This is a genomic window from Arthrobacter sp. 05T420 (assembly GCF_056396305.1).
In genome coordinates this window covers 96,481-120,360 of the sequence record NZ_JBFTLG010000013.1, presented here as the reverse complement: position 1 = coordinate 120,360, position 23,880 = coordinate 96,481, and the positions used below count along the sequence as shown (strand labels likewise).

The 23,880-nt window shown below is 66.8% G+C and carries 22 protein-coding genes and 1 tRNA gene; 16 read left to right on the top strand and 7 right to left on the bottom strand.

Annotated elements, in window-relative coordinates; genetic code table 11:
* Positions 1-20: 20 nt before the first annotated feature.
* The 8 genes from AC1DEM_RS13910 (at position 21) to AC1DEM_RS13875 (ending at position 7,385) form a co-directional block, all read left to right on the top strand.
* Positions 21-965, top strand: coding sequence for a segregation and condensation protein A (locus tag AC1DEM_RS13910; RefSeq protein WP_476884909.1), 945 nt, complete (start codon positions 21-23; stop codon positions 963-965).
* Between the two features lie 89 nt (positions 966-1,054).
* On the top strand, positions 1,055-1,636 hold the full coding sequence (gene scpB, locus AC1DEM_RS13905) for an SMC-Scp complex subunit ScpB (RefSeq protein WP_476884948.1): 582 nt from the start codon (positions 1,055-1,057) through the stop codon (positions 1,634-1,636).
* Between the two features lie 110 nt (positions 1,637-1,746).
* Positions 1,747-2,988, top strand: coding sequence for a pseudouridine synthase (locus AC1DEM_RS13900; protein ID WP_476884908.1), 1,242 nt, complete (start codon positions 1,747-1,749; stop codon positions 2,986-2,988).
* A 2-nt stretch (positions 2,989-2,990) separates the two neighbouring features.
* Positions 2,991-4,115: a prephenate dehydrogenase gene (locus AC1DEM_RS13895; RefSeq protein WP_476884907.1), complete on the top strand. Its 1,125-nt coding sequence runs from the start codon at positions 2,991-2,993 to the stop codon at positions 4,113-4,115.
* Complete coding sequence (gene cmk, locus AC1DEM_RS13890; RefSeq protein WP_476884906.1) at positions 4,115-4,858, top strand: (d)CMP kinase; 744 nt, start codon at positions 4,115-4,117, stop codon at positions 4,856-4,858. The genes AC1DEM_RS13895 and cmk overlap by 1 nt, the downstream gene beginning before the upstream one ends.
* 73 nt (positions 4,859-4,931) lie before the next feature.
* A complete protein-coding gene (locus AC1DEM_RS13885) occupies positions 4,932-5,612 on the top strand; it encodes a lysophospholipid acyltransferase family protein (protein WP_476884947.1) in 681 nt (226 codons plus the stop codon).
* Positions 5,609-7,159, top strand: coding sequence for a ribosome biogenesis GTPase Der (gene der, locus AC1DEM_RS13880; protein ID WP_476884905.1), 1,551 nt, complete (start codon positions 5,609-5,611; stop codon positions 7,157-7,159). The genes AC1DEM_RS13885 and der overlap by 4 nt, the downstream gene beginning before the upstream one ends.
* Before the next feature lie 149 nt (positions 7,160-7,308).
* Positions 7,309-7,385 (top strand) — tRNA-Pro (locus AC1DEM_RS13875).
* Between the two features lie 52 nt (positions 7,386-7,437).
* On the opposite strand, the gene AC1DEM_RS13870 is transcribed toward AC1DEM_RS13875, so the two are convergent.
* A complete protein-coding gene (locus AC1DEM_RS13870; protein ID WP_476884946.1) occupies positions 7,438-8,013 on the bottom strand; it encodes an adenylate kinase in 576 nt (191 codons plus the stop codon).
* A 129-nt stretch (positions 8,014-8,142) separates the two neighbouring features.
* Positions 8,143-9,012 (bottom strand): Fpg/Nei family DNA glycosylase, encoded by an 870-nt coding sequence (locus AC1DEM_RS13865; protein ID WP_476884904.1) that lies wholly within the window; start codon positions 9,010-9,012, stop codon positions 8,143-8,145.
* Between the two features lie 196 nt (positions 9,013-9,208).
* Between AC1DEM_RS13865 and gcvH the strand changes: the two genes are divergently transcribed.
* The 5 genes from gcvH (at position 9,209) to AC1DEM_RS13840 (ending at position 12,446) form a co-directional block, all read left to right on the top strand.
* Positions 9,209-9,595, top strand: a complete 387-nt coding sequence (gene gcvH, locus AC1DEM_RS13860) for a glycine cleavage system protein GcvH (RefSeq protein WP_476884903.1) — start codon at positions 9,209-9,211, stop codon at positions 9,593-9,595.
* A gap of 159 nt (positions 9,596-9,754) precedes the next feature.
* The gene (locus AC1DEM_RS13855; protein WP_028275906.1) at positions 9,755-10,231 is read left to right on the top strand and encodes an FHA domain-containing protein; all 477 of its coding nucleotides are present in this window, start codon (positions 9,755-9,757) and stop codon (positions 10,229-10,231) included.
* Positions 10,232-10,248: 17 nt separating this feature from the next.
* A complete protein-coding gene (gene ftsR / locus AC1DEM_RS13850) occupies positions 10,249-10,971 on the top strand; it encodes a transcriptional regulator FtsR (RefSeq protein WP_476884902.1) in 723 nt (240 codons plus the stop codon).
* Positions 10,971-11,474: a bifunctional nuclease family protein gene (locus tag AC1DEM_RS13845; protein WP_476884901.1), complete on the top strand. Its 504-nt coding sequence runs from the start codon at positions 10,971-10,973 to the stop codon at positions 11,472-11,474. Before ftsR ends, AC1DEM_RS13845 begins: the two co-directional genes overlap by 1 nt.
* Before the next feature lie 375 nt (positions 11,475-11,849).
* Positions 11,850-12,446: a MerR family transcriptional regulator gene (locus AC1DEM_RS13840; protein WP_277526868.1), complete on the top strand. Its 597-nt coding sequence runs from the start codon at positions 11,850-11,852 to the stop codon at positions 12,444-12,446.
* A gap of 151 nt (positions 12,447-12,597) precedes the next feature.
* Here the strand turns inward: AC1DEM_RS13840 and AC1DEM_RS13835 are convergent, their stop codons facing one another.
* Positions 12,598-13,485, bottom strand: a complete 888-nt coding sequence (locus AC1DEM_RS13835) for a ParA family protein (RefSeq protein ID WP_476884900.1) — start codon at positions 13,483-13,485, stop codon at positions 12,598-12,600.
* 318 nt (positions 13,486-13,803) lie between these two features.
* On the opposite strand from AC1DEM_RS13835, the gene AC1DEM_RS13830 reads away from it, so the two are divergent.
* Positions 13,804-17,199: a pyruvate carboxylase gene (locus AC1DEM_RS13830; protein ID WP_476884899.1), complete on the top strand. Its 3,396-nt coding sequence runs from the start codon at positions 13,804-13,806 to the stop codon at positions 17,197-17,199.
* A 116-nt stretch (positions 17,200-17,315) separates the two neighbouring features.
* Here the strand turns inward: AC1DEM_RS13830 and AC1DEM_RS13825 are convergent, their stop codons facing one another.
* Positions 17,316-19,139, bottom strand: a complete 1,824-nt coding sequence (locus AC1DEM_RS13825) for an AMP-dependent synthetase/ligase (RefSeq protein ID WP_476884898.1) — start codon at positions 19,137-19,139, stop codon at positions 17,316-17,318.
* A gap of 222 nt (positions 19,140-19,361) precedes the next feature.
* Between AC1DEM_RS13825 and AC1DEM_RS13820 the strand changes: the two genes are divergently transcribed.
* Positions 19,362-20,453 (top strand): ROK family glucokinase, encoded by a 1,092-nt coding sequence (locus tag AC1DEM_RS13820; RefSeq protein ID WP_476884897.1) that lies wholly within the window; start codon positions 19,362-19,364, stop codon positions 20,451-20,453.
* A gap of 93 nt (positions 20,454-20,546) precedes the next feature.
* Here the strand turns inward: AC1DEM_RS13820 and AC1DEM_RS13815 are convergent, their stop codons facing one another.
* Genes AC1DEM_RS13815 through AC1DEM_RS13805 form a run of 3 tightly spaced genes read right to left on the bottom strand, consistent with a single transcriptional unit; the run spans position 20,547 to position 22,856 of the window.
* Positions 20,547-21,248, bottom strand: a complete 702-nt coding sequence (locus AC1DEM_RS13815) for a hypothetical protein (protein ID WP_476884896.1) — start codon at positions 21,246-21,248, stop codon at positions 20,547-20,549.
* On the bottom strand, positions 21,241-22,044 hold the full coding sequence (locus AC1DEM_RS13810) for an alpha/beta hydrolase (protein ID WP_476884895.1): 804 nt from the start codon (positions 22,042-22,044) through the stop codon (positions 21,241-21,243). Before AC1DEM_RS13810 ends, AC1DEM_RS13815 begins: the two co-directional genes overlap by 8 nt.
* Positions 22,041-22,856, bottom strand: a complete 816-nt coding sequence (locus tag AC1DEM_RS13805) for an alpha/beta hydrolase (RefSeq protein WP_476884894.1) — start codon at positions 22,854-22,856, stop codon at positions 22,041-22,043. The genes AC1DEM_RS13810 and AC1DEM_RS13805 overlap by 4 nt, the downstream gene beginning before the upstream one ends.
* Positions 22,857-22,969: 113 nt before the next feature.
* Here AC1DEM_RS13805 and AC1DEM_RS13800 point away from each other — a divergent pair, with 113 nt between their 5' ends.
* Entirely contained in the window at positions 22,970-23,857 is an 888-nt protein-coding gene (locus tag AC1DEM_RS13800; RefSeq protein ID WP_476884893.1) for a lysophospholipid acyltransferase family protein, read from the top strand.
* The last annotated feature ends 23 nt before the right edge of the window (positions 23,858-23,880 follow it).

Below are 23,880 nucleotides of genomic sequence, written 5' to 3'. Positions count from 1 at the left end.
CTCCGCCAGCGGATCTCGACATGCCAGCGAGTCCTGACGTGCCGGTTGAGCTCGACACACGCGCGAATTCCACGCAGTCCATCGGCCCGGCCGTCCCGGCAGAGCCGGGCGTCACCGCAGCACCTGACCTCCCAGCACCTGATTTCCCGGCGCCGTCCGGGAAGAAGCCCGGATTCGAAGTGCGGCTGGCCAACTTCACCGGCCCGTTCGACCTCCTGCTCGGCCTGATCTCCAAGCATCAGCTGGACATCACCGAGGTGGCGCTGTCCACGGTCACGGACGAATTCATCAAGTACATCCGGGGCCTGCAGCAGCTGGGGGAGGAATGGGCCCTGGATGAAGCCAGCGAATTCCTGGTGATTGCGGCCACACTCCTGGATCTCAAAGCTGCCCGGCTGCTGCCCGCAGGCGAGGTAGAGGACGATGAGGACATCGCCCTGCTCGAGGCCCGGGATCTCCTGTTCGCCCGTTTGTTGCAGTACAAGGCCTTCAAACACGTGGCCGGCATGATCGGCTCCACACTTGAGCTGGAAGCCCGGCGGTATCCCCGGCAGGTTGCCCTGGAGGGACACTTCGCTGCCCTGCTTCCGGAACTCCTTTGGCGGCACACCCCGGAGCAGTTCGCTTCCCTGGCCGAGGCGGCCCTCAAACCGAAGGACGCGGCCCCTACGGAAGTCGGCCTCGCGCACCTGCACGGTACGCCCGTGAGCGTCAAGGAACAGGCCGAGCTGCTCGGGAACCGGCTGCGGCTGGGGACACCGCTGACGTTCCGGGCGCTGATCGCCGACGCCGAATCCACGCTGGTGGTGGTGGCGCGGTTCCTGGCACTGCTGGAGCTGTTCCGCGACCGCGTGGTGGGCTTTGACCAGTTGCTCCCGCTGGGCGACCTGACCGTGCACTGGACGGCTGATTCCCACGGGTGGAGCAGCGAAAACCTGAGTGAAGAATACGAGGACAAGCCGTGAACGAACGATTGCCGGACACCGAGCCGGACACGCGGCCGGACGTCGCGAATCTTCCCGGTGGGGCCCGCGCGGCCCTCGAGGCTGTCCTGATGGTGATCGACGAACCGGCCACGGCCACGGCCCTCGCCGCCGGACTGGACCTGACGGTGGACGTCGTCGAGGGTCTGCTGGAGGAACTGCAGCGGGAGTATAACGGCTATACTGTTAATGCCCCGGATGTGGACGATGCCAGCCATAGCAGCAGAAATGACGGCTTCAGCGCCACCGCCCGGGGTTTTGAATTGCGGAATATCGCCGGAGGCTGGCGGATCTATTCCCGCGCTGAATTCGCCGATATCGTTGGCGAATTCGTGCTGGACAGACAGACAGCCAGGCTGACGCAGGCGGCGCTCGAAACGCTCGCCGTCATCGCTTACCGCCAGCCCGTATCAAGGGCGCGGGTGTCTGCAATTCGAGGAGTCAACGTTGACTCTGTCGTGCGGACGCTGACGCAGCGGGGGCTGATCGAGGACTCGGGAACCGATCCCGAATCTGGAGCAATCCTGTACCGCACGACGTCGTATTTCCTGGAGCGAATGGGAATCGGCTCGGTGGCGGAATTGCCGCAGCTTTCACCCCACCTTCCGGGGCTTGAAGGCATCGAAGAGTTTTACGACGCTGGAAGAATGTAGGCAGGAACTACTGCCTGCGCACGAGTATCCACCAGGGCAGAATCATTTTGCCCCGTCGGCGGGTGTTGTCGGGAGACAGCGGCCGTCGGCCAACAAACGAAGGACGGGTCATGACACAGGCGGGACGCCAGGGTTCACCACGTAACAGTTCGGGACGTAACAGTGCCGGACAAAATTCAGCGCAGGGCTCAGGCCGCGGCGCACAGGGCGGCTCAGGCCGCGGCGCCCAGGGTGGCGGAAGCCGCACTGGGGGAGCCGGATTCAAGGGCGGCGGAGACCGCCCCTTCAAGCACCCCAAGCCTCGCGAAGAGGCCTTCATCGATCCGGACCTGCAGGGTCCCGACGGCGCGCCGTCGGCTGCCCGCCCGGCTTCCGCTGACTGGAAGTCCAAGGCGCCCTCCGGCAAGGAAGCAGCCCGCAAGGCGGCCGCCCGCAAGCCCGGCTTCGGCAAGGCCCCCGGCACCCCCGGTGCCCTCAAGCCCAAGCCTCGCACCGGTGCCGCCAAGTTCGCCGGTCCCCGCGCGTTCGGCAGCGAACGCTTCGGCCAGAACCTTGGACCGGTCCGCAAGCCGGCCCGCAACCGCGGTCCGCGCCGCGAGGTGCCGCAGTCTGAGCTGCACGACGCCGACGGCACCCGCCTCCAGAAGGTCATGGCCTCCGCCGGAGTCGCCTCACGGCGTGTCTGCGAGGAAATGATCGCCGAGGGCCGCGTCGAGGTCGACGGCCAGGTGGTCACCGAGCTCGGCGTGCGCGTTGACCCGAAGTCGGCAGTAATCCACGTCGACGGACTGCGCATCCAGCTGGACGAGAACATGGTTTACATGGTCTTCAACAAGCCCAAGGGCGTTGTCTCCACCATGGAGGACCCGGACGGCCGCCCGTGCATCAGCGACTTTGTCCGCAACCACCATGGCGAACGCCTGTTCCACGTGGGCCGGCTCGACGTTGCCACGGAAGGGCTGCTGCTCCTGACCAACGACGGCGAGCTCGCCAACCGCCTGACGCACCCGTCTTATGAAGTGCCTAAGACCTACCTCGTGCAGGTCCGCGGGCCGTTCCCGCAGGGGATCGGCGCCGAGCTCAAGGCCGGCGTCGAGCTCGAGGACGGTATCGCCTCGGTGGATTCCTTCAAGCTCGTCGACTCGACCCCGGGCCACGTGCTGATTGAGGTCGTGCTGCACTCGGGCAAGAACCGGATCGTCCGGCGCCTGTTCGACGCCGTCGGCTTCCCCGTCCTGCGCCTGGTGCGCGTCAAGGTCGGCCCCATCGGGCTGGGCGACCAGCGCCAGGGCAGCATCCGCAACCTCGGCAAGCAGGAAGTCGGCCACCTGCTGGCATCTGTGGGGCTGTAAGCGTGTCCGCCTTCCGCACGCACGGCCGCGGCCACCTGAACGGCCCGGTGGTCGTCTTGGGCTCCGGGCTTCTGGGCACCAGCATCGGGCTGGGGCTGCGGGGGCGCGGTGTCGTTGTGTTCCTCTCTGATCCCTCGCCAACCAACCAGGCCGTCGCCGTAGACATCGGCGCCGGCCTGCCATTGGCACGCCTGAACACGACACAACCTGACTACGATCAGCCGGAGCTCGTCGTTGTGGCTGCGCCGCCGGATGTCACGGCGGACGTCGTTGCCAACGCGCTCCGGGACTACCCGCACGCCGTCGTGGTGGACATCGCGAGTGTGAAGGCGTCCATCCTGGCCGATCTCCGCAGCCGCGGCGCTGACCTGGGCCGTTACGTGGGGACTCACCCCATGGCCGGGCGCGAGAAATCCGGTCCCGTCGCTGCCCGCGGCGAGCTGTTCACGTCCATGCCATGGGTTGTGTGCCCGGCGGAAGAGACTCTGCCGGAGTCCCTGCAGGTGGCGCGTGCGCTGGCCGGCGACCTCGGCGCCGTCGTATCCGAATTCGCCGCTGACGAACACGACGAAGCCGTCGCGCTCGTCTCACACGTGCCGCAGGTGATGTCCTCGCTCGTGGCCAGCCGCCTGCAGGGCACACCCCTGCACGCCCTGTCCCTGGCGGGAAACGGGCTGCGGGACGTCACCCGGATCGCAGCAAGCGATCCCACGCTCTGGGTGCAGATCCTGGGCGCGAACGCGGACAAGGTGGTGGAGATCCTGCACGGAGTCCGCGAGGACCTCAACCGGCTCATCGGCACCCTGGAGGCCCCCACGGCTCCCGGGGCCCGGCTGGACCTTGCCCAGCTGTTCAGCGAAGGCAACGCCGGCCAGTCCCGGATCCCGGGCAAGCACGGTGGACCCCCGCAGGCCTACGCATGGCTGACGGTCCTGGTCGATGACACGCCCGGACAGATCGCGAAGCTCCTGACCGAGATCGGCGAGATCGGCGTCAACGTCGAGGACCTCCGCCTGGACCACTCCTCGGGACAGAATGTGGGCATGGTGGAAATTTCCGTCCTGCCCAACAAACACGACCTATTGATCGAAGCCCTCAACGACCGCGGATGGCAGGTACTCCAGTAATGACCCAGGAACTCATCGAGACCGTGGACGTGCTCCGGCCCGGAAAAAGCCTAGTGGTTGCCATCGACGGCCCCTCCGGTTCCGGCAAATCCAGCGTCAGCAAGGAAGTGGCCCGCCGGCTCAAACTGGCCTACCTCGACACCGGAGCAATGTACCGCGCCCTGACGTGGTTCTGCCTGGAGAGCGGCACGGACCTGGACGATGCCTCGGCCGTCGAAGTCGCGGCCGAGGCGCTGCCCCTGGACATCAGCACGACCCCGCAGGAAGAGTACGTCCGCGTCGGCGGGCACGATGTCACTTTGGCCATCCGTGAACCCGCCATTTCCGCGGCGGTCAGTGCCGTTGCCACCACCCTGGGCGCGCGTACAGAACTGATCCGCCGGCAGCGCGAGCTGATCGAAAAGCACCACCGCCGCATGGTGGTCGAGGGCCGGGACATCACCACCGTCGTCGCGCCCCATGCCGAGGTGCGGATGCTGCTGACCGCGAGCGAGGAAGCACGGCTTCGCCGCCGCGGCATCCAGCTGGGCGGCAGCCAGAATGCCGAGCAACTGGCAGCCCAGGTCACCCACCGCGATGCCAAAGACTCCACCGTTGTGAACTTCACCACGGCCGCCGACGGCGTCGTCACCCTGGACTCCTCGGAGCTGGACTTTGACGAGACGGTCCAGGCCGCCCTCGATATCGTCGAGACCGTGGTCAACCACACCGCCGTTCCACGCCGGGCCATCCACGGTGACTGAGGGGCGCACCGGACGGCCGGCGGGCGTGCCCGCCTCCGTGCCCGGCCACTGGACGACGGCGTGGAGCCGGCCTGTGGGCTGGATCCTGGACCACCTCGTCTACCGCACCTCGGTCACCGGACGGTCCAACGTCCCGGCGGCCGGGCCCGTCATCTTCGCGGGCAACCACATCAGCTTCCTCGACGGGCCTGTCATGTTCGGCGCCTCGCCCCGGCCCATGCACATCCTCGTCAAACAGGAGATGTTCGCCGGGTTCCTCGGCCGCATCCTGGCGGCGTCGGGCCAGCTGCCTGTCGACCGCCGCGGCGGCCGTGCGGCGCTGGCCACGGCCCGGAGCCTGCTCGCCGCCGGGCGGTGCGTCGGGATCTTGCCCGAAGGCACCCGGGGGAGCGGTGAGGCCGCCGCGATCAACAACGGCGTCGCCTGGCTGGCGCTCAACTCCGGCGCCACCGTAGTCCCCGTGGCCATCCTGGGCACCAGAATCGGCGGCGAACATCTGGACACGGTTCCCGCACCCCGCCGGCGGCTGCACGTCAGCTTTGGCGGGGCCATCAACGTCAGCCGCAGGCCCGGTGAGACCGGCCGTGTTTCAATGGACAGGGCGGGAACCGAAATTCGGGCCGCGTTAGCGCGCCATGTCCAGGACTCAGTACTAAGAACCGGGCAGTCCCTGCCCCACGCGGAATCCCCGCATGAACGTCACGAAGAAGTAGCCGGGACGCCGGCAGATCACCACCTAAGGAAAGTGCAATGAGCGATACGACTCAAACCTCCGGCAATTTTGGCGCCGGCGAAGACGAATACACGCCCACCGGCACCGACCAGGTGGCTGAACACCTTGCCGCCCTGGACGATGACGAGGCGGAGCTCCGCGCGGCCTCCCTTCGGGCCGGGCTGGATGACTACGAGCTGGACGAGGACGACGCCGCGCTGCTGAGCGGCCAGTTCGACGACGAGGACTTTGACGGTCCGGTCAAACTGGATCCGGTCCTGGCCATCATCGGCCGGCCCAACGTGGGCAAGTCCACCCTGGTCAACAGGATCCTGGGCCGCCGCGAGGCAGTGGTCGAGGACACCCCCGGCGTCACCCGCGACCGCGTCATGTACTCGGCGAACTGGAACGGCCGCAACTTCACGGTGGTTGACACCGGCGGCTGGGAACACGATGCCCGCGGCATCCACGCCCGTGTGGCGGAGCAGGCCGAGATGGCCGTGGAACTCGCGGACGCCGTCCTGTTCGTCGTTGACTCCGCCGTGGGCGCAACCGCGACCGACGAAGGCGTCATGAAGATGCTGCGCAAGTCGAAGAAGCCGGTCATCATGGTGGCCAACAAGGTGGACGACTTCGCGCAGGAAGCCGATTCGGCAACCCTCTGGGGCCTGGGCTTCGGCGAGCCGTACCCCGTGTCGGCCCTGCACGGCCGCGGCGTGGCCGACCTCCTGGACCACGTCATGGACACTCTCCCGGAGTACTCCTTGATTGAAGGCCTGGAGCGCTCCGGCGGGCCCCGTCGTGTGGCCCTGATCGGCCGCCCGAACGTCGGCAAGTCCTCGCTGCTGAACAAGCTGGCCGGTTCCGAGCGTGTGGTGGTGGACAACACCGCCGGCACCACCCGTGACCCGGTCGATGAATTCATCGAACTCGGCGGACGCACGTGGCGTTTCGTGGACACCGCCGGCATCCGGCGCCGCCAGCACATGGCCCAGGGCGCGGACTTCTACGCCTCCCTGCGCACGCAGAGCGCGCTCGAAAAGGCTGAGGTCGCCGTCGTGCTCCTGGCCGTGGACGAAGTCCTCAGCGAGCAGGATGTCCGCATCCTGCAGCTCGCCGTCGAATCCGGCCGCGCCCTGGTGCTCGCCTTCAACAAGTGGGACCTCCTGGACGACGAGCGCCGCCGCTACCTGGAACGCGAAATCGAGCAGGACCTGGCGCACGTCGCCTGGGCCCCGCGCGTGAATATCTCTGCCTTGACCGGCTGGCACAAGGACCGGCTGGTCCCGGCCCTGGACATCGCCCTGGAAAACTGGGACAAGCGCATCCCCACCGGACGCCTCAACGCGTTCCTGGGCGAGCTGGTGGCGGCGCACCCGCACCCGGTCCGCGGCGGCAAGCAGCCCCGCATCCTGTTCGGCACCCAGGCCTCGAGCCGGCCGCCGAAGTTCGTGCTGTTCACCACCGGATTCCTGGATCCGGGCTACCGCCGCTTCATCACCCGGCGCCTGCGCGAGACCTTCGGTTTCGAGGGCACGCCGATCGAGGTCAACATGCGTGTGCGTGAAAAGCGTGGCAAGAAACGTTAATTCCGACACACCGTGGCTGTGGCAGGATGAAATTGTCACAGGCACCCTCCGCGATCGTGTAAGCTTTTGGAGGTGGTTCGGCCGGACTGCTTGGAAGAAAACCTGGAGAGAATCCGGGACGATTTCCGGGCGGAGAACGGTGGAACCAGCGGGCTGTAGCGCAGCTTGGTAGCGCACTTGACTGGGGGTCAAGGGGTCGCAGGTTCAAATCCTGTCAGCCCGACCAACAGACGAAACCCCGCCATTCCTGATAAAGGAATGGCGGGGTTTTCTGTTTCTCAAACGTCCGCGGGGAAGGACGCACTGAGTGCCGCAACGACTCTGCCGAAGATTTCATCCTCGCTTCCCGTGCCCACGACGCTGAGCAGGATCCCGCGCGCCGAGTAGGCGGAGGCCACCGGTTCAGTCTCGTGGTGGTAGAGCTCCAGGCGGTGCCGGATGACGTCCTCGGTATCGTCGCTGCGTCCGGTCATGGTGGCGCGGTGGAGCAGTCGGCGGACGAGCTCCGCGTCGTCAACCGTCAGTTGGACTGCAGCGTCCAGTTCTTGCCCGTTGGCGGCAAGCATGACGTCGAGTTCGGCAAGCTGCGCCGTGTTCCGGGGATACCCGTCCAAGAGGAACCCGCCCCTGACGTCGTCCTGGTCCAGCCGGTCACGCACCACACGGTTGGTCAGGGTGTCAGGCACCAGATCGCCGGCGTCCAGGTGCACAATGACTTCCTGGCCCAGCGGCGTCAGGTTCTTCACATGGTCGCGAAAAACCTCCCCAGTGGACACCACGGTGATGCCGAGGCGCCCGGACAAACGTTCGGCCTGGGTGCCCTTGCCGCACCCCGGGGGACCCATAATCAGCATGCGCATCGTCGAGACAACTCCCTCAGGCGCCCTTGAAAGGCGTACTTGTATCGTCTTCGCTGGGAGGCGCCAGCGCAAGGGATCGGGACGCCGGCGCCAGTTTCAGGAAGCGCCCGTTTCGGGAGAATCCTATTTCAGGAAGCGCGACGTCCTCCGGTCGGCCAGGATCTTTCCCTTCGTCTGGCACGTCGGGCAGTACTGCAGGGCGGTGTCCGCAAAGGAAACCTCACGGACCGTATCACCGCACACCGGACACGCTTCGCCGGTCCGGCCGTGGACCCTCATATGGCTCCGCTTGGTGTCTTTGAGTTCGTTGGGCGGCTTGCCTTGGGCTTCCGCCACGGCCGTTCCCAGTATGGTGTGGATGGCGTCGTAGAGGCGCTGGACGTCCGTCCGGTCCAGGGACTTGGCGAGGGCGAATGGTGAGATCCTGGCGGCGTGCAGGATCTCGTCGCTGTAGGCATTCCCAATCCCGGCGATGATGCTTTGGCTCCGCAGGACACCCTTGATCTGCTGGGAGCTGGAACCGAGAATCCCGGCCAAAGCGTCGACGTCGAAGTCCGGACTGAACGGATCCGGTCCGAGCGCCGCGATGCCTGGAACATCAAGCGGATCGCGGACCACGTAGACCGCCAGGCTCTTTTTCGTGCCAGCCTCGGTCAGGTCCATGCCTGCCGGGCCGGCTGCGCCGTTAAATGTCAGCCGCAGGGCGATGTGCCCCTTGCCCATTTTCAGCTGGGCGTCGGTGGGGGTGTCAGTGAAGCGGACCCAGCCTGCCCGCGCCAGGTGGAAGACAAAATGCAGCCCGTCCGCGTCCATGCTGACGAACTTGCCGAACCGGCGCACTCCGGTGATGGCCCTGCCCTGGAGGTCGGAGTAGAGGGGGTCTGCCGTCTTAAGCACGGCGAAGGAGACCAGCTGGATCTTCGCCACAACTGCTCCCCGCAGGTGGTCGTCCAGAAAGTCCGTCAGGGCCGCAACTTCGGGGAGCTCAGGCATGGCCTAGCCCTGGCCGGTCCGGAGGGTCCCGGCGCCCCGGTTGTTCACATTCCTGACATTTGGCGGCGCATGTTCTGCCATCGCACCATCATGACAGAACCCTCCCCGGCCCCTGCCCGATATGCCTATACTTTCAGCGGCGGCTAGAACAAACGACTGCCGCCGCATAGGTGATTGACCCGATGAAAGGCCCGTCATGAGCATCATTCCCGAAGACCTGTCCTACACCGCAGAACACGAATGGGTTTCGGCCCCCAATGTCGACGGGATTGTGCGCGTCGGCATCACCGATTTTGCCCAGGACGCCCTCGGGGATGTCGTGTACGCCCAGATGCCCGAAGTGGGGACAACCATCAAGGCCAACGACGTGGTCGGAGAAGTTGAATCCACCAAGAGCGTCAGCGACATTTACGCCCCTGTTACGGGCGAAGTCGTGGCCCGGAACGAGGCTTTGGACACCGATTCTGCCCTTATTAACTCCGATCCGTACGGCGAGGGCTGGCTGATCGAAATCAAGCTCGCGGAAGCCGACGCCGTGGAGTCCCTGCTCAGTGCATCCGAGTATGAACAGCAGGTAGGCTAAAGACAGAGGTCGTTCGGTCCGGGGTCGCCGGAGAGTGTTGTTGGGATAACAAAACAAGCCGCGCCCCGCCGAAAGGCCTCAATACCGGGACTGCGAGGCTTTTCCGGACGGCATGCGTTGTTTGCAGGGGGGACACCTGCAACGAATGAGGAGGACTCAATGTTTGGGCACGAACGGAACGACACCGGTGATGGTTACGGCACGGGTGGAGTGAAAGCTTCGGAGACCACGTCGATCAACCTCACTCCGGTGCGCGATGAACCAAACTTCACGCCGAAGCTCTCGACCGAGGAGCGGGCAGCGGTCGAGGCCCTTCCCTTCGGATCGGCCCTGCTCGTGGCGCACAGCGGCCCCAACGCCGGCGCCCGGTTCCTCCTGGACTCGGACGTCACGACGGCGGGCCGCCACCCGGACGCCGATATCTTCCTCGACGACGTCACCGTGTCCCGCAGGCACGTGGAATTCCGCCGCACCGCGCGCAGCTTTGAGGTAGTGGATACCGGGAGCCTGAACGGCACCTACGTCAACCACGACCGCGTGGACTCCGTGGAGCTGAAGTCCGGCAATGAGGTCCAGATCGGCAAGTTCCGCCTCACCTTCTACCTCAGCCCTGCCCGCGCAGCAGGCAACGTCTGATTCCGGGGTAGCTGCCTGTGGCCACGGCACATGCGGATCGGCGCGGACCCCAGGTTCTGAACATCGGGGAAGTCCTGGCTCAACTGAGCGACGACTTTCCCAGCATGACGGCGTCAAAAATCCGGTTCCTTGAGGAAAAGGGACTCATCAACCCGCAGCGGACTCCTGCGGGCTACCGGCAGTATTCCGAGAACGACGTCGAACGGCTGCGCTTCGTGCTGTCCCTCCAGCGTGACCAGTACCTGCCGCTAAAGGTCATCAAGGACTACCTTGACGCGATCGACCGGGGCGAACGGCCGGAAAACCTGCCGGCAGGCATCACCCTCTCCCCGCGGATCGTCTCCGAGGAGCTCGCCACCGAGCTGCAGGGCCGTGCGCGCCGGCTCAGCGAGGAGCAGCTGCGTGCGGAATCCGGGGCGAGCGTCCCCCTGCTGGAATCGCTCTTGAGCTACGGCCTGATTGGGCACGTCAACGGCAAGTTCGACGAACACGCCTTGCAGGTGGCGCGGGCTTGCGTCCAGCTGGAGAGCCACGGCCTGGAACCCCGCCACCTGCGGCCGTTCCAGGCGGCTGCCGACCGCGAATTCGGGCTCGTGGAACGGGCCGTGGCCACGCTGACGTCCCGCAAGGACGCAGCCTCCCACGCCCGTGCGGCCGAGGCGGCCCGGGAAATCAGCGACCTCTGCCTGTCCCTGCACCAGGCGCTGGTCCACGACCGCATCTCAAGGATGGACATCTGATGATTGAGGTGGAGATTGTCGGCGTGCGGATTGAGTTGCCGTCCAACCAGCCGCTTGTCCTGCTCAAGGAAATTCATGGTGAGCGCCACGTCCCGATCTGGATCGGGACTCCGGAAGCCAGCGCCATCGCCCTGGCCCAGCAGGGAGTCGTCCCGCCCCGGCCGATGACCCACGACCTCCTCGTGGACGTTGTCGAGGCGCTGGGTCACACGATCGTCAGCGCCAACATCGTCGCGGTGGAAGACAACATCTTTTACGGGCAGCTGCAGTTCGAGAACGGCACGACGGTGAGCTCCCGGGCCTCGGATGCCTTGGCGCTTGCCCTGCGCGCAAAGTGCCGGATCTGGTGTGCCGACGCCGTCATGGACGAGGCCGGCGTCCGGATCACCGAACACGACGAGGGCGAGGACACGCACCCCGGACCCGCCGTGGACGAGGAAGGCGAACTGCGGCGCTTCCGCGAGTTCCTCGACGACGTCGAACCGGAAGACTTCGGCGGCTGAACTGCACTGAACGGCACTGAACTGCGCAGGCAGCCAACCGGGGCCAGGGAGGCTGCCGGGGTGGCTGGTGTGTCTGTGACGGCTGAGGTTTCTGAAACGCCCGGGACAGCTGTGGCGGCGCCCAACGTTAAAGTCGAGGATGAAACTTTCGACACGCCCGCCAAATAGCCCCAACGTCTTTGACCTTGGGCCCGAGCAGGCCTAACGTCGGAGGTACAAGTTCCCATTGCATACGGTAGCCGCGCAAGTCACACTGGAAAGTGCATCCTCGGCTGAATTACACGGATGAAGTCATCATCCAGTGTCATGCAGCTGTTCACAGATATTGCTGCCGATGCACCTTACCCAGGGGAACCCACGACAAGGAGGGTCCACGTGAGTCCGAAAGGCGAAGCAGGCGAGCTGAAGCAGGCCGCAACGGCCGGCATTGCTGTGCCCGCCAGCGGTGCCCAAGGCCTGCTGTTCACCGAGGATCTTCCCGTTCTGGACGAAGACGCCGGTTACCGCGGCCCCACCGCCTGCAAGGCGGCCGGCATCACTTACCGCCAACTCGACTACTGGGCACGCACCGGGCTCGTTGAACCCGCCGTCCGAGGCGCGGCCGGCTCCGGCTCCCAGCGGCTCTACGGCTTCCGCGACATCCTGGTCCTCAAGGTGGTCAAACGGCTCCTGGACACCGGCGTCTCCCTGCAGCAGATCCGCACGGCCGTGGAACACCTGCGGGAGCGCGGCGTCGAAGACCTCGCCCAGATCACGCTCATGAGCGACGGTGCCAGCGTCTACGAGTGCACGTCGGCGGATGAAGTGATTGATCTCGTCCAGGGCGGCCAGGGGGTGTTCGGCATCGCCGTCGGCCGTGTGTGGCGCGAAGTTGAAGGAAGCCTCGCAGCCCTCCCCAGCGAACACGCCACCGACCAGTCCTTTCCCGACGACGAACTGAGCAAGCGACGCGCGGCCCGCAAGATCGGCTAGCGCACACCGTTACCGGCAAGATCGATACGGACACGATCGATACAGACAAGACTGAGGCCGCCTCCCGGACAGGGAAGGCGGCCTCAGTTCGTTGAGCCATGTTCGTTGAGCCTTGAGTGGCGGGATTCCGGCCCTTGGGCCGTGGGCCCGGTTAACGCTGGCTGCGGTTGCGGACAGTTCCGGCCGGGGCCATGCCGTTGGGATGCAGCAGGTTCTGCAGCAAGGTATCGAAGAGCCCGGCCGCATTCTTGGCGGAGTCTCCGGGCCAGTGGTGGATGGAGTGGGCCGCGCCCTGGATCTGCTGCCAGTTGGCCTGCTCCGGGATGTGCGGGCTCAGCAGCAGTTCGCCGAACATGGACTCCATCTCCGAAAGCCGAAACGTGTGCTCGGCCGAACCGCTGCGCACCCGGTTGGCCACAATGCCGGCGGGGGACAGCTTGGGGGCGAATTCCTGCCGGAACAGCTGGATGGCGCGCATGGTGCGTTCCGTGCCGGCCACCGAGAAGAGCCCCGGTTCGGCCACCAGGGTCACCTTGTCGCTGGCGGACCATGCCATCCGGGTCAGGCCGTTCAGCGACGGAGGGCAATCCACCAGGACGAGTTCATAGTTCGTGGCACCGGCGAGGACAGCGGAGAGCCGGCGGAGGTCGCGGCGGCCCAAGTCAGGCCGGTCGTAGATGCCGGTGTAGGCAGAGCCGACGGCGACGTCGAGGACGGAAGTTGCAGTGCCGGATCGTGTTGTGCCGTTGGCACTGCCGTTGGTGCGGCCGTTGGCATTACCGTTGATCCTGGCGTGTTCCACCCAGCCGCTGGGCACCACGTTGTCCGCCAGGTGCGCCCGCCGGGGCGACCTCAGCATCCTGCCGATGTCGAGCTGATCGTCCGGGCTCACGCCCAGGGCAGTGCTGGCGTCAGCATGCGGGTCAAGGTCGACGACGAGGGTGGGGATTCCGGCTGCCAATGCCGCTGACGCCAGTCCGGTGGTCACGGATGTCTTGCCGACACCGCCTTTGAGGCTGCTGATGCTCACTACTTGCACTTGAAAAACCAATACCTAACGCCGGTTGCCGAGACGGGGTCGTGCCGGCTCCTGCGTTCTTCGGAGCCGGGGCGTGCATGCGCCACCCACCCACTCATCATATGTTGATGCTCCGGCGAAACCCGTTTCATCCGGCGTGGGAGCGCCAGAACCTCCCGAACCGGGCAGGCCGGGAAAGGTCCGTGGCCAGGGCCCTGCCCATCGCGGCGTCCGTGACGGATAATGCTGTGACAGTCGCCACAATGATTTGTGTTTGCCCGCACAGGTCCTAGACACTGTGAGCACTTACCGATACGCCCGCGATGAAGCAGGAGAAGCATGTTTTCAAAGATTCTGGTGGCCAACCGCGGCGAAATCGCGATTCGCGCTTTCCGCGCGAGCTACGAGCTGGGTGCCAAGACTGTCGCTGTGTTTCCCCACGAGGACCGCAACTCTATTCACCGCCAGAAGGCCGATGAGGCGTATCTGATCGGCGAGGAGGGACACCCCGTCCGGGCGTACCTCGACGTAGACGAGGTGGTGCGCGTAGCCAAGGAGTCCGGGGCGGACGCCATCTACCCCGGCTACGGCTTCCTTTCCGAGAACCCTCGCCTGGCGCGCGCCGCGAAGGAGGCCGGCATTACGTTCGTCGGCCCGCCGGCTGCGGTCCTGGAGCTGGCAGGCAACAAGGTTGCCGCGCTCGAGGCCGCCCGCAGGGCCGGTGTCCCGGTGCTCAAGTCCAGCCAGCCGTCGAAGGACCTCGACGAGCTGATAGCGGCCGCGGATGAGATCGGCTTCCCGATCTTCGCCAAGGCCGTCGCCGGCGGCGGTGGCCGCGGCATGCGCCGCGTGGACACCCGCGAAGCACTCCCGGAGGCCCTGCAGGCTGCCATGCGCGAAGCCGACGCTGCGTTCGGGGATCCCACCATGTTCCTGGAGCAGGCCGTCTTGCGCCCGCGCCACATCGAAGTCCAGATCCTGGCCGACGCCGAGGGCAACGTCATGCACCTCTTCGAGCGGGACTGTTCCATCCAGCGCCGCCACCAGAAAGTCATCGAGATCGCGCCCGCACCGAATCTCGATGAGGGCATCCGGCAGGCGCTGTACCGCGACGCCGTCAAATTCGCGAAGGCGCTGAACTACGTCAACGCCGGCACGGTTGAATTCCTTGTCGACACGGTGGGGGAGCGCGCCGGCCAGCACGTGTTCATCGAAATGAACCCGCGCATCCAGGTCGAGCACACCGTTACCGAGGAAGTCACGGACGTCGACCTCGTCCAGGCGCAGCTGCGTATCGCCGCCGGTGAGACCCTCGCGGACCTGGGCTTGTCGCAGGAGAGCGTCCAGCTCAAGGGCGCTGCCCTGCAGTGCCGTATCACCACGGAGGACCCGGCGAACGGCTTCCGGCCCGACGTCGGCAAGATCACCGGTTACCGCTCGGCCGGCGGCGCCGGTGTCCGGCTCGACGGCGGCACCGTCTACTCGGGCGCGGAGATCAGCCCGCACTTCGACTCCATGCTGGTCAAACTGACCTGCCGCGGCCGGGACTATCCGGCGGCCGTCGCGCGGGCCCGCCGCGCCCTCGCCGAGTTCCGCATCCGCGGCGTGTCCACCAACATCTCCTTCCTGCAGGCCGTCCTGGACGATGCCGACTTCGTGGCCGGGAATGTAGCCACCTCATTCATTGACGAACGGCCCCAGCTGCTGAAGGCGCGGGTCTCTGCGGACCGCGGCACCAAGTTGCTGACCTGGCTTGCCGAGGTCACTGTCAACAAGCCCAACGGCGAACTCAAGGTCCACACGGACCCGGCGGACAAGCTTCCGGCCCTCGATGACAAAGAGGCCCGGCCGGGATCCCGCCAGCGGCTCCTGGAGCTCGGTCCGGAAGGCTTTGCACGGGCCCTGCGCGCCCAGAATGCCGTGGCCGTCACGGACACCACCTTCCGCGACGCGCACCAGTCCCTGCTCGCCACCCGTGTGCGCACCCGCGACCTCGTGGCGGCCGGGCCGGCCGAGTCCAAGCTGCTCCCGGAGCTGCTGTCGGTTGAGGCCTGGGGCGGGGCCACCTACGACGTCGCCCTGCGCTTCCTCGGCGAAGACCCGTGGGACCGGCTTGCCGCCCTGCGCAAGGCAATGCCGAACCTGTGCCTGCAGATGCTGCTCCGCGGCCGCAACACCGTCGGCTACACGCCGTACCCGGAAGAGGTCACGGTGGCGTTCGTCAACGAGGCCGCCGCTACGGGCATCGACATCTTCCGCATCTTCGATGCCCTCAACGACGTCAACCAGATGGCCCCGGCCATCCGGGCCGTCCGCGAGACAGGTACAGCCGTCGCCGAGGTCGCACTTTGCTACACCGCGGACATGCTGGATCCGGAGGAAACCCTCTACACCCTGGACTACTACTTGGAGCTGGCGCAGAAGATCGTCGACGCCGGGGCGCATATCCTCGCGATCAAGGACATGGCCGGGCTGCTGCGTCCGGCTGCCGCGGCACGCCTCGTCTCGGCGCTGCGGGAGCGGTTTGACCTCCCGGTCCACCTGCACACCCACGACACCGCTGGCGGCCAGCTGGCCACGCTCCTCGCGGCCGTGGACGCCGGCGTGGACGCCGTGGACGTGGCTTCGGCCTCGCTGGCCGGCACCACCAGTCAGCCCTCGGCCTCCGCCCTCGTCGCCGCGCTGGCCCACACGCCGCGCGACACCGGCCTCAGCCTCGCGAACGTCTGCGCCCTTGAGCCCTACTGGGAAGCCGTCCGCCGGGTCTACGCGCCGTTCGAGTCCGGACTGCCGGGGCCCACGGGCCGGGTCTACCAGCACGAGATTCCGGGCGGGCAGCTGTCCAACCTGCGCCAGCAGGCGATAGCACTGGGCCTGGGCGAGCGTTTTGAAGCGATCGAGGACATGTACACCGCGGCGGACCGGATCCTCGGCCGCCTGGTGAAGGTGACGCCGTCGTCCAAGGTGGTGGGCGACCTCGCCCTGCACCTGGTGGGCCTCAACGCCGATCCCGCGGACTTCAACGAGAACCCGGACAAGTACGACGTCCCGGATTCCGTGATCGGCTTCCTCTCCGGCGAACTGGGCGACCCGCCCGGCGGCTGGCCCGAGCCCTTCCGGACCAAGGCGCTGCAAGGCCGCAAGGTCAAAGTCCGCGACGTCGAGCTCAGCCCCGAGGACAGCGCCGCGCTCAACGGCGACTCCAAGACCCGCCGGAGCACGCTCAACCGCCTGCTCTTCGCCGGTCCCACCAAGGACTACCTGAAGAGCGTTGAGTCCTACGGCAACCTCTCGGTGCTGGACACCCGCGACTACCTCTTCGGGCTGCAGCGCGGCGCGGAGCACGAGATCGAGCTCGAGAAGGGCGTCCACCTGATCGCTTCGCTCGAAGCCGTCTCCGAGCCGGACGAGAAGGGCATGCGCACAGTCATGTGCACGCTCAACGGCCAGTCCCGGCCCGTGGTGGTCCGCGACCGTTCAGTGGTGAGCAACGTCAAGGCCGCCGAACGCGCCGACGCCTCCCAGCCGGGCCAGGTGGCTTCGCCGTTCGCCGGTGCCGTCACGCTGACGGTCAAGGCCGGCGATACGGTCAAGGCCGGCGACACGGTGGCCACGATTGAGGCCATGAAGATGGAAGCGTCGATCACGACGCCGGTGGCCGGCACCGTGGCGCGCCTCGCCGTCGGTGCGATCGAGCAGGTCCAGGGCGGGGACCTGTTGCTCGTCATCGAATAGCAAAGCGCAACAACCCGTAACACCAACAAAAGCAACGCGGGGTCAGATACGGCCCATCACAGGGCACTGGATGGGCGGTATCTGACCCCGCGTTGGGGTGGTACGGGGGATTTGTCCTATGCCAGGGTGGCGCGCCTGGCGTTGTACATTTCCTCGATCACGGTCTCGAAGTCCTTGAGCACCTGCGCCCGCTTGACCTTCATGGAGGGGGTCAGGTGGCCGGAGGCCTCGGTGAAGTCGGCCGGCACGATCCGGAAGGACTTGATTGCCTCGGCCTGGGACACCGACTGGTTGGCGTGGTTGATGAGCTCCTGGACGGCGGCCTTGACTGTCGGATGCTCGGCAGCCTCGGTGAGCGGGGTCGAGGCCGGGAGCCCGTGGCGGCCCAGCCAGCCGGGGAGGGCCTCTTCATCCAAGGTCACGAGGGCTCCGATGAACGGGCGGTTGTCGCCCACCACCAGCACCTGCGAGACGAGTGCGTCCGCACGGATCTGGTCTTCCAGCAGGGCCGGGACCACGTTCTTGCCGCCGGCCGTGACGATGATTTCCTTCTTGCGCCCGGTGATGGTCAGGAACCCCGCGTCGTCCAGCTGGCCGATGTCTCCGGTGCGGAACCAGCCGTCGTCGTCGAAGGTCGCGGCGGACAGGTCATCGCGCTTGTAGTAGCCGCGCATGACGCACACGCCCTTGGCGAGGATCTCGCCATCGTCCGCGATCCTGAGCGAGTTGCCGGGAATCGGGGCGCCCACGGTGCCGATCCTGATCAGCTGGGGTGTGTTCACCGTGACGGGGGCCGTGGTTTCAGTCAGTCCGTAGCCCTCCAGGATCTGCATGCCGATGCCTTGGAAGAAGTGGCCCAACCGTTCACCGAGCGGGCCGCCGCCGGACACGGCATGGGCGACGTGTCCGCCCATGGCGGCCCTGAGCTTGCTGTACACGAGTTTGTCGAACAAGGAGTGCTTGAGCCGGAGGCCGAGGCCCACCTTGCCGGCCTGCCGTGCACGGGAATAGGCGATGGCGGTGTCCGCGGCGCGGTGGAAGATGGCGCCCTTGCCGCCGTCCTCGGCCTTGGTCAGGGCGGAGTTGTAGACCTTTTCGAAGACACGCGGGACCGCGAGGATGAACGTGGGCTGGTAGCTCTGCAGATCCGGCAGCAGGTTCTTGATATCCGGGGTGTGCGCCACCGTGACGCCGGCGGCCACCGCCAGAACGGAGATGAAGCGCGCGAAGACGTGGGCCAGGGGCAGGAACATGATGGTCTTGGCGTGCTCGTGCACCACCGTACCCAGCGAGGTGGCCAGCACATTCTCGGAGAGTTCCACGAAGTTGCCGTGGGTCAGCTCGCAGCCTTTGGGCCGGCCGGTGGTCCCCGAGGTGTAGATGATCGTGGCGACATCGTTCAGGGAGGCCGTGCCGCGCCGCGCTTCGAGCTCGGCGTCGCTGATGCCGACTCCGGCCGCACGGACCTCGTCCAGACTGTCGCCCTCGAGCTGCCAGACGTGCCGCAGGGCGGTGAGGCCCTCGGAGGTGGCTGCCTGCCGGATGATGTCCTCGTGGTGCGCGGATTCGCCGAACGCGGCCACGGCGCCGGAGTCGCCAAGGTTCCAAGCCACCTGGGAAGGGGAGGAGGTTTCATAGATCGGGACCGAGACGGCGCCCGCGAACCAGATGGCGAAGTCGATCAGGGCCCATTCATACCGGGTGCGTGACATGATGCCCACACGGTCACCGGCGGCCACACCGCTGGCCATCAAGCCCTTGGCGAGGGCCGAGACGTCGGCCAGGAAATCCGTGGCACGGACGTCCTGCCATTGGCCCGCCGCGTCGAGCCGCGAGAACAGCGCAGGGTTGGAGGCCTTGGCCGCCTGGCGCACCACGAGATCGGTGACGTTGGTGTCCGGATCGACATTCACCAGGGGCGGGACAATGATTTCTCGCACGACAGCTCCTTAGGTATCCATAGGCCCGCAGGGGGTACCGCTAAGCCTAGTATGCGGTCCCACTAAGGTGTGTCCTGCGACACCTACTGGCCAGTAACCTTACGGTCAGGCCCGCCGTTCCGCCAGTCGGGGATGCTGCGGAGACGCCGCTGCGTCATCCCGGCGCGTCATGCTGCCGGGCCTTCGCGGCTGCGGCGGCCCCGGCGAATAGAATGAGGCACCATGCAGACACCAACACCCGGCCGGCAGCCCGGCCTGCGCGGCCGGACCGCGGCCTGGCGGAGCAGGACCCTGGGCGGAGCGGCGGCCGCCACCGCAGGGCACGACATCCGCTCACACCTGCGGCTGGGCCGCAAAGGCCTGGCGATCGGCGTCGATATCGGGGGAACAAAGGTTGCCGCCGGGGTGGTCGATGCCGAGGGCCGGATCCTCAGTCAGGCGAAGCGCTCCACGCCGGGCAATGATCCGCGGGCCGTGGAGCAGGTCATCGTCGAACTGGTCAACGAACTCGGTGCTGGGCACCGGATCTGGTCGGTCGGAATCGGCGCCGCCGGCTGGATGGACCTCGACGGCGGCACGGTGCTCTTCAGCCCGCACCTGGCCTGGCGCAATGAACCGCTGCGGGAGAACCTGCAAAGGCTGCTGCGCCGCCCCGTCCTGCTGACCAACGACGCCGACGCCGCCGCTTGGGCGGAATGGCGCTTCGGCGCCGGGCAGGGACAGAACCGTCTGGTCTGCATTACCCTGGGCACCGGGATCGGCGGAGCCATGGTGATGGACGGACGCGTGGAACGCGGCCGCTTCGGAGTGGCGGGGGAGTTCGGTCACCAGATCATCATGCCGGGCGGGCACCGCTGCGAGTGCGGCAACCGCGGCTGCTGGGAACAGTATGCCTCAGGCAACGCGCTCGGCCGAGAGGCCCGGGAACTGGCCGCCGCGAATTCTCCGGTTGCCCAGGAACTGCTCAAGGCCGTGGACGGAGACGTAGGACGCATCACGGGCGTGATTGTGACCGAGCTGGCCAAGGCAGGGGACCAGACCTCCCGCGAACTCCTCGAGGACGTCGGGGAATGGCTGGGCCTTGGCCTGGCCAACCTCGCAGCGGCCCTGGACCCCGGAAGGTTCGTGATTGGCGGCGGCCTGTGCGATGCCGGCGAGTTGCTGGTCGCGCCGGCCCGGAAGGCCTTCGCGCGGAACCTCACCGGCCGCGGGTTCCGGCCGGCAGCGGAGATCGAACTCGCTGCCCTGGGACCCAACGCCGGACTGATCGGCGCCGCCGACCTCTCCCGGGTCAGCAGCCGCATGCACACGTAGCAGCACGATCCTGCGAGCCCTGCAAAGACCAGCCCTGAATACCCGGCCTGAAATACCCAGCGGAGTAGCCCGTGGAGTGGATGGTCGGGCGGACTAGATGCGGGCCCCGTCGTCGTGCTCGTCCTTCTCGCCCGGCAGCTTCATGATCAGGAAGACCACCGCGGCCGCGAACGCGCCCACCATGCCGAGGATCGCCACCAGCGGGGCCGACCGCCAGAACATTGTCGAGAGCACCAGGGCAATCGGGCCGCCCACCGCGCCAATCCAGGCAAGGACGGTCATCGGATCTGCCCCTGCCAGACTCGGCGGCTCCTCCGGGACGAACGCGCCGTCGTCGTCGTCGGTCTCGTAGTCGCGGGGCCCGGTTGCTGTGTCGGGGATCTCGTTGCTGCCCGCAGCCGGCTGCCCCGGGGCGGGGGCGAGCCGCTCCTTGGCGGAGAGCTCGATCGGCGCCGCGCCGGAGAGGCCCAGCGGGTCAAAATCGCGGAACGTCTTTGCTGTTGGGGAGTTGGCACCAAAGCCGGCGCCGGCGCCGGTGCTGCCGGCGGGGCCGCCAGTTTCCTCGTCCCCGGCAGCCCCGACCCCTTCAAGCCTGGCGACAAGATCGAGCCAGACGGCGTCGTCGTCGGACGGCACGTCCGCAGCGGGAGAGCCCTGGGGCTCTTGGGGCTGGGATTCTTGGGGCGTTGTGGTGCCCGAGTGCTCGGCAGCAGCATCAGAGGCGGGGGGCCCGGCGACGGCGGGGTCCTGGTCCGGGGTCTCGGGGTCCGGGAGGTTAGGGTCTGGTTTAGTCATTGGCCGTGTCCTTCCGGCTGGCGCGGGCGGCGCCCGGACCGGCTGCGGATGCAACGGACCGGACAAATTCTGCCGTGCCACGGAAGATCTCGGGCGCGTCGTTGTCCATGGTAGCCACGTGGTAGCTGTTTTCCAGCCGGATCACCTCCAGCGGGGCGTTGGTCAGCCCGCGGCGCAGGGCCACCATGCTGGATTCGGACACCACATGGTCCACTGCGGAACGGTATACCCGGACGGGTGCGGTTACGCGGGGCAGCAGCCGCACGGTGTCCTTGAACATCTTGTTGAGTTCGTGCGCGGCGGCCACCGGCGTGCGCGGGTAGGCGCCCTCATCCATGCCCGGTTTGAGGATGTCATTGGCGATCGCGGGGGTGCTCTTGAGGACAAACCTCAGGATGCCGGCCAGCGGGGCGCGGGGATCGTCGATGACCAGGCCCGGGTTGACCACCACAACCCCCGCCACGGGACGGGTGGCCGCAATCCGCAAGGCCAAGGCACCGCCCATGGACAACCCGGCCATCACCACGACGTCGCATTCTTCCGCAAGCTCCAGGTAGGCAGCATCCAGGGCCGCATGCCAGTCCTGCCAGCGGGTTTTGGCCAGCTCCTGCCAGCTTGTTCCGTGGCCCGGCAGCAGGGGCAGCCGGACGGCGAACCCGGCACCAGCCAGGGACGACGCCCAGTCCCGGACACCGTGCGGGCTGCCCGTGAAGCCGTGGGACACCACCACACCGGTCCGGGGACCGGTACCCGAGAACGGGCTACTGAACGGCGAGTGGTCCGGGAGGATGCTCATGGGGTCTCCGAGGGGGCGGCGGGCGGCATGGTGGACCCTGTATGGGTGGCGTGGGCGTGCTGAAGGAAGAAACGGACTGATTCTTCAAAGAGTAGCGGCGCATCGGCGTCCATAGTGGCAACGTGCCCGCTGCGCGGCAGCGGGATCACCGTTAGGTCCCGGGATCCGAGCCGCCTGCGCAACAGCGCCAGGGACGACGGCGGAACCACGGCGTCGGTGCCGGACTTGAAAACCAGGGCCGGAGCCTGGACTGACGGCAGCTCCCGCAGGGTCGCGGAGAACAGCCGGCGCAGCTGGTGGACGGCGGCCAGCGGCGTCATGGAGTAGTCGCCGTCGTCCGTGGTGACTGCCGTGGAATTCTCCTCCTGAATCGGCGTGGTGGTGCGTTGGAAGTATTTGAGCAGTCCCACGATCCTGACCCTGCGGTCATAGAAGCTCAGGCCGGGGTTGACTGCGGCCACACCGGCCACGCTGTGGCGGGCCGCGGTGCGCAATGCAATGGTGCCGCCCATGGACAGCCCCGCGACGTAGCAGTCATTGGTCCGGGCGGCCAGTTCCAGGTATGCGGTTTCAAAGCTCGCGTACCAGTCCTGCCAGCGCTGCCGGGCGAGGTCGCGCCAGTGGGTGCCGTGCCCGGGCAGGAGCGGCACCGATACCGCGAAGCCCTGGTCGGCGAGGTGGCGTGCCCACGGCATGACGCTGTGCGGGCTGCCCGTGAAGCCGTGGCAGATGGCCACGCCGGTCCGGGCATTGGGGCCGTGGCCGGGGTAGCTGAAAGCGGCGGGCGTCGGGAGATTGCTGCTTTCAGTCATGAGCCCATCGTGTCACCCTTGGCGGCAAAACTCACTAGAGTAAGGTGTCCATTGAAGTCCTGGCCGGACCCGATTTGGACGGCCGGCCAGACGCCTTCCGGAGAGGTCGCCGAGTGTTTTATTGGTTCATGAAGACGTTTGTCCTGGGACCGGTGGTGAAGCTGTTGTTCCGGCCCTGGGTCAAGGGCCTCGACAACGTCCCGGCCGAGGGCGCCGCGATCCTGGCCTCGAACCACCTCTCCTTCTCGGATTCGATCTTTATGCCGCTCATGGTGCCGCGGCCGGTCGTCTTCCTGGCGAAATCCGAATACTTCACCGGGACCGGAATCAAAGGCAGGCTGACCGCGGCCTTCTTCCGGCTCACCAACCAGCTCCCCATGGACAGGTCCGGGGGAGCCGCGTCCGCCCAGTCCCTGAACGCTGGCATGGAGGTGCTCAGGAACGGCTCGCTCATGGGCATCTATCCCGAGGGGACTCGCAGCCCCGACACACGCCTGTACCGCGGCAAGGTGGGCGTCGCCCGCTTGGCGCTGCAGGCCCGCGTCCCTGTCATTCCGGTGGCGATGATCGGAACGGACAAAGTCCAGCCGATCGGCAAGCGCGTTCCCAACATCCGTCGCATCGGCATGATCTTTGGCGAACCGCTCGACTTCAGCCGCTACTACGGGATGGAGGATGACCGAATGGTCCAGCGTTCCGTGACCGACGAGATCATGTATGAACTCATGCGGCTGTCCGGTCAGGAATACGTGGACGAGTACGCCGCCGTCGTGAAGCTCCGACTGGCAGGCAAAGCGCAGGAAGCATCACCGGTAACAGCATCCGCGAATCCGGACGCGCGTCAGGAACCGGCCGCCGACAAGACACGCGGCACAACTCCCGACCGGACCCCCGGCACAACGCCGGACAAAACACCCCACACAACCGACGAAAACCCTCGCAATCCCGGCGCGCCGGCGGCGCCCGCGGATGACGGCCCCGAGCTTCCCGGGACCGCCTGACCGGCGCCACGGGTGCCATGTGA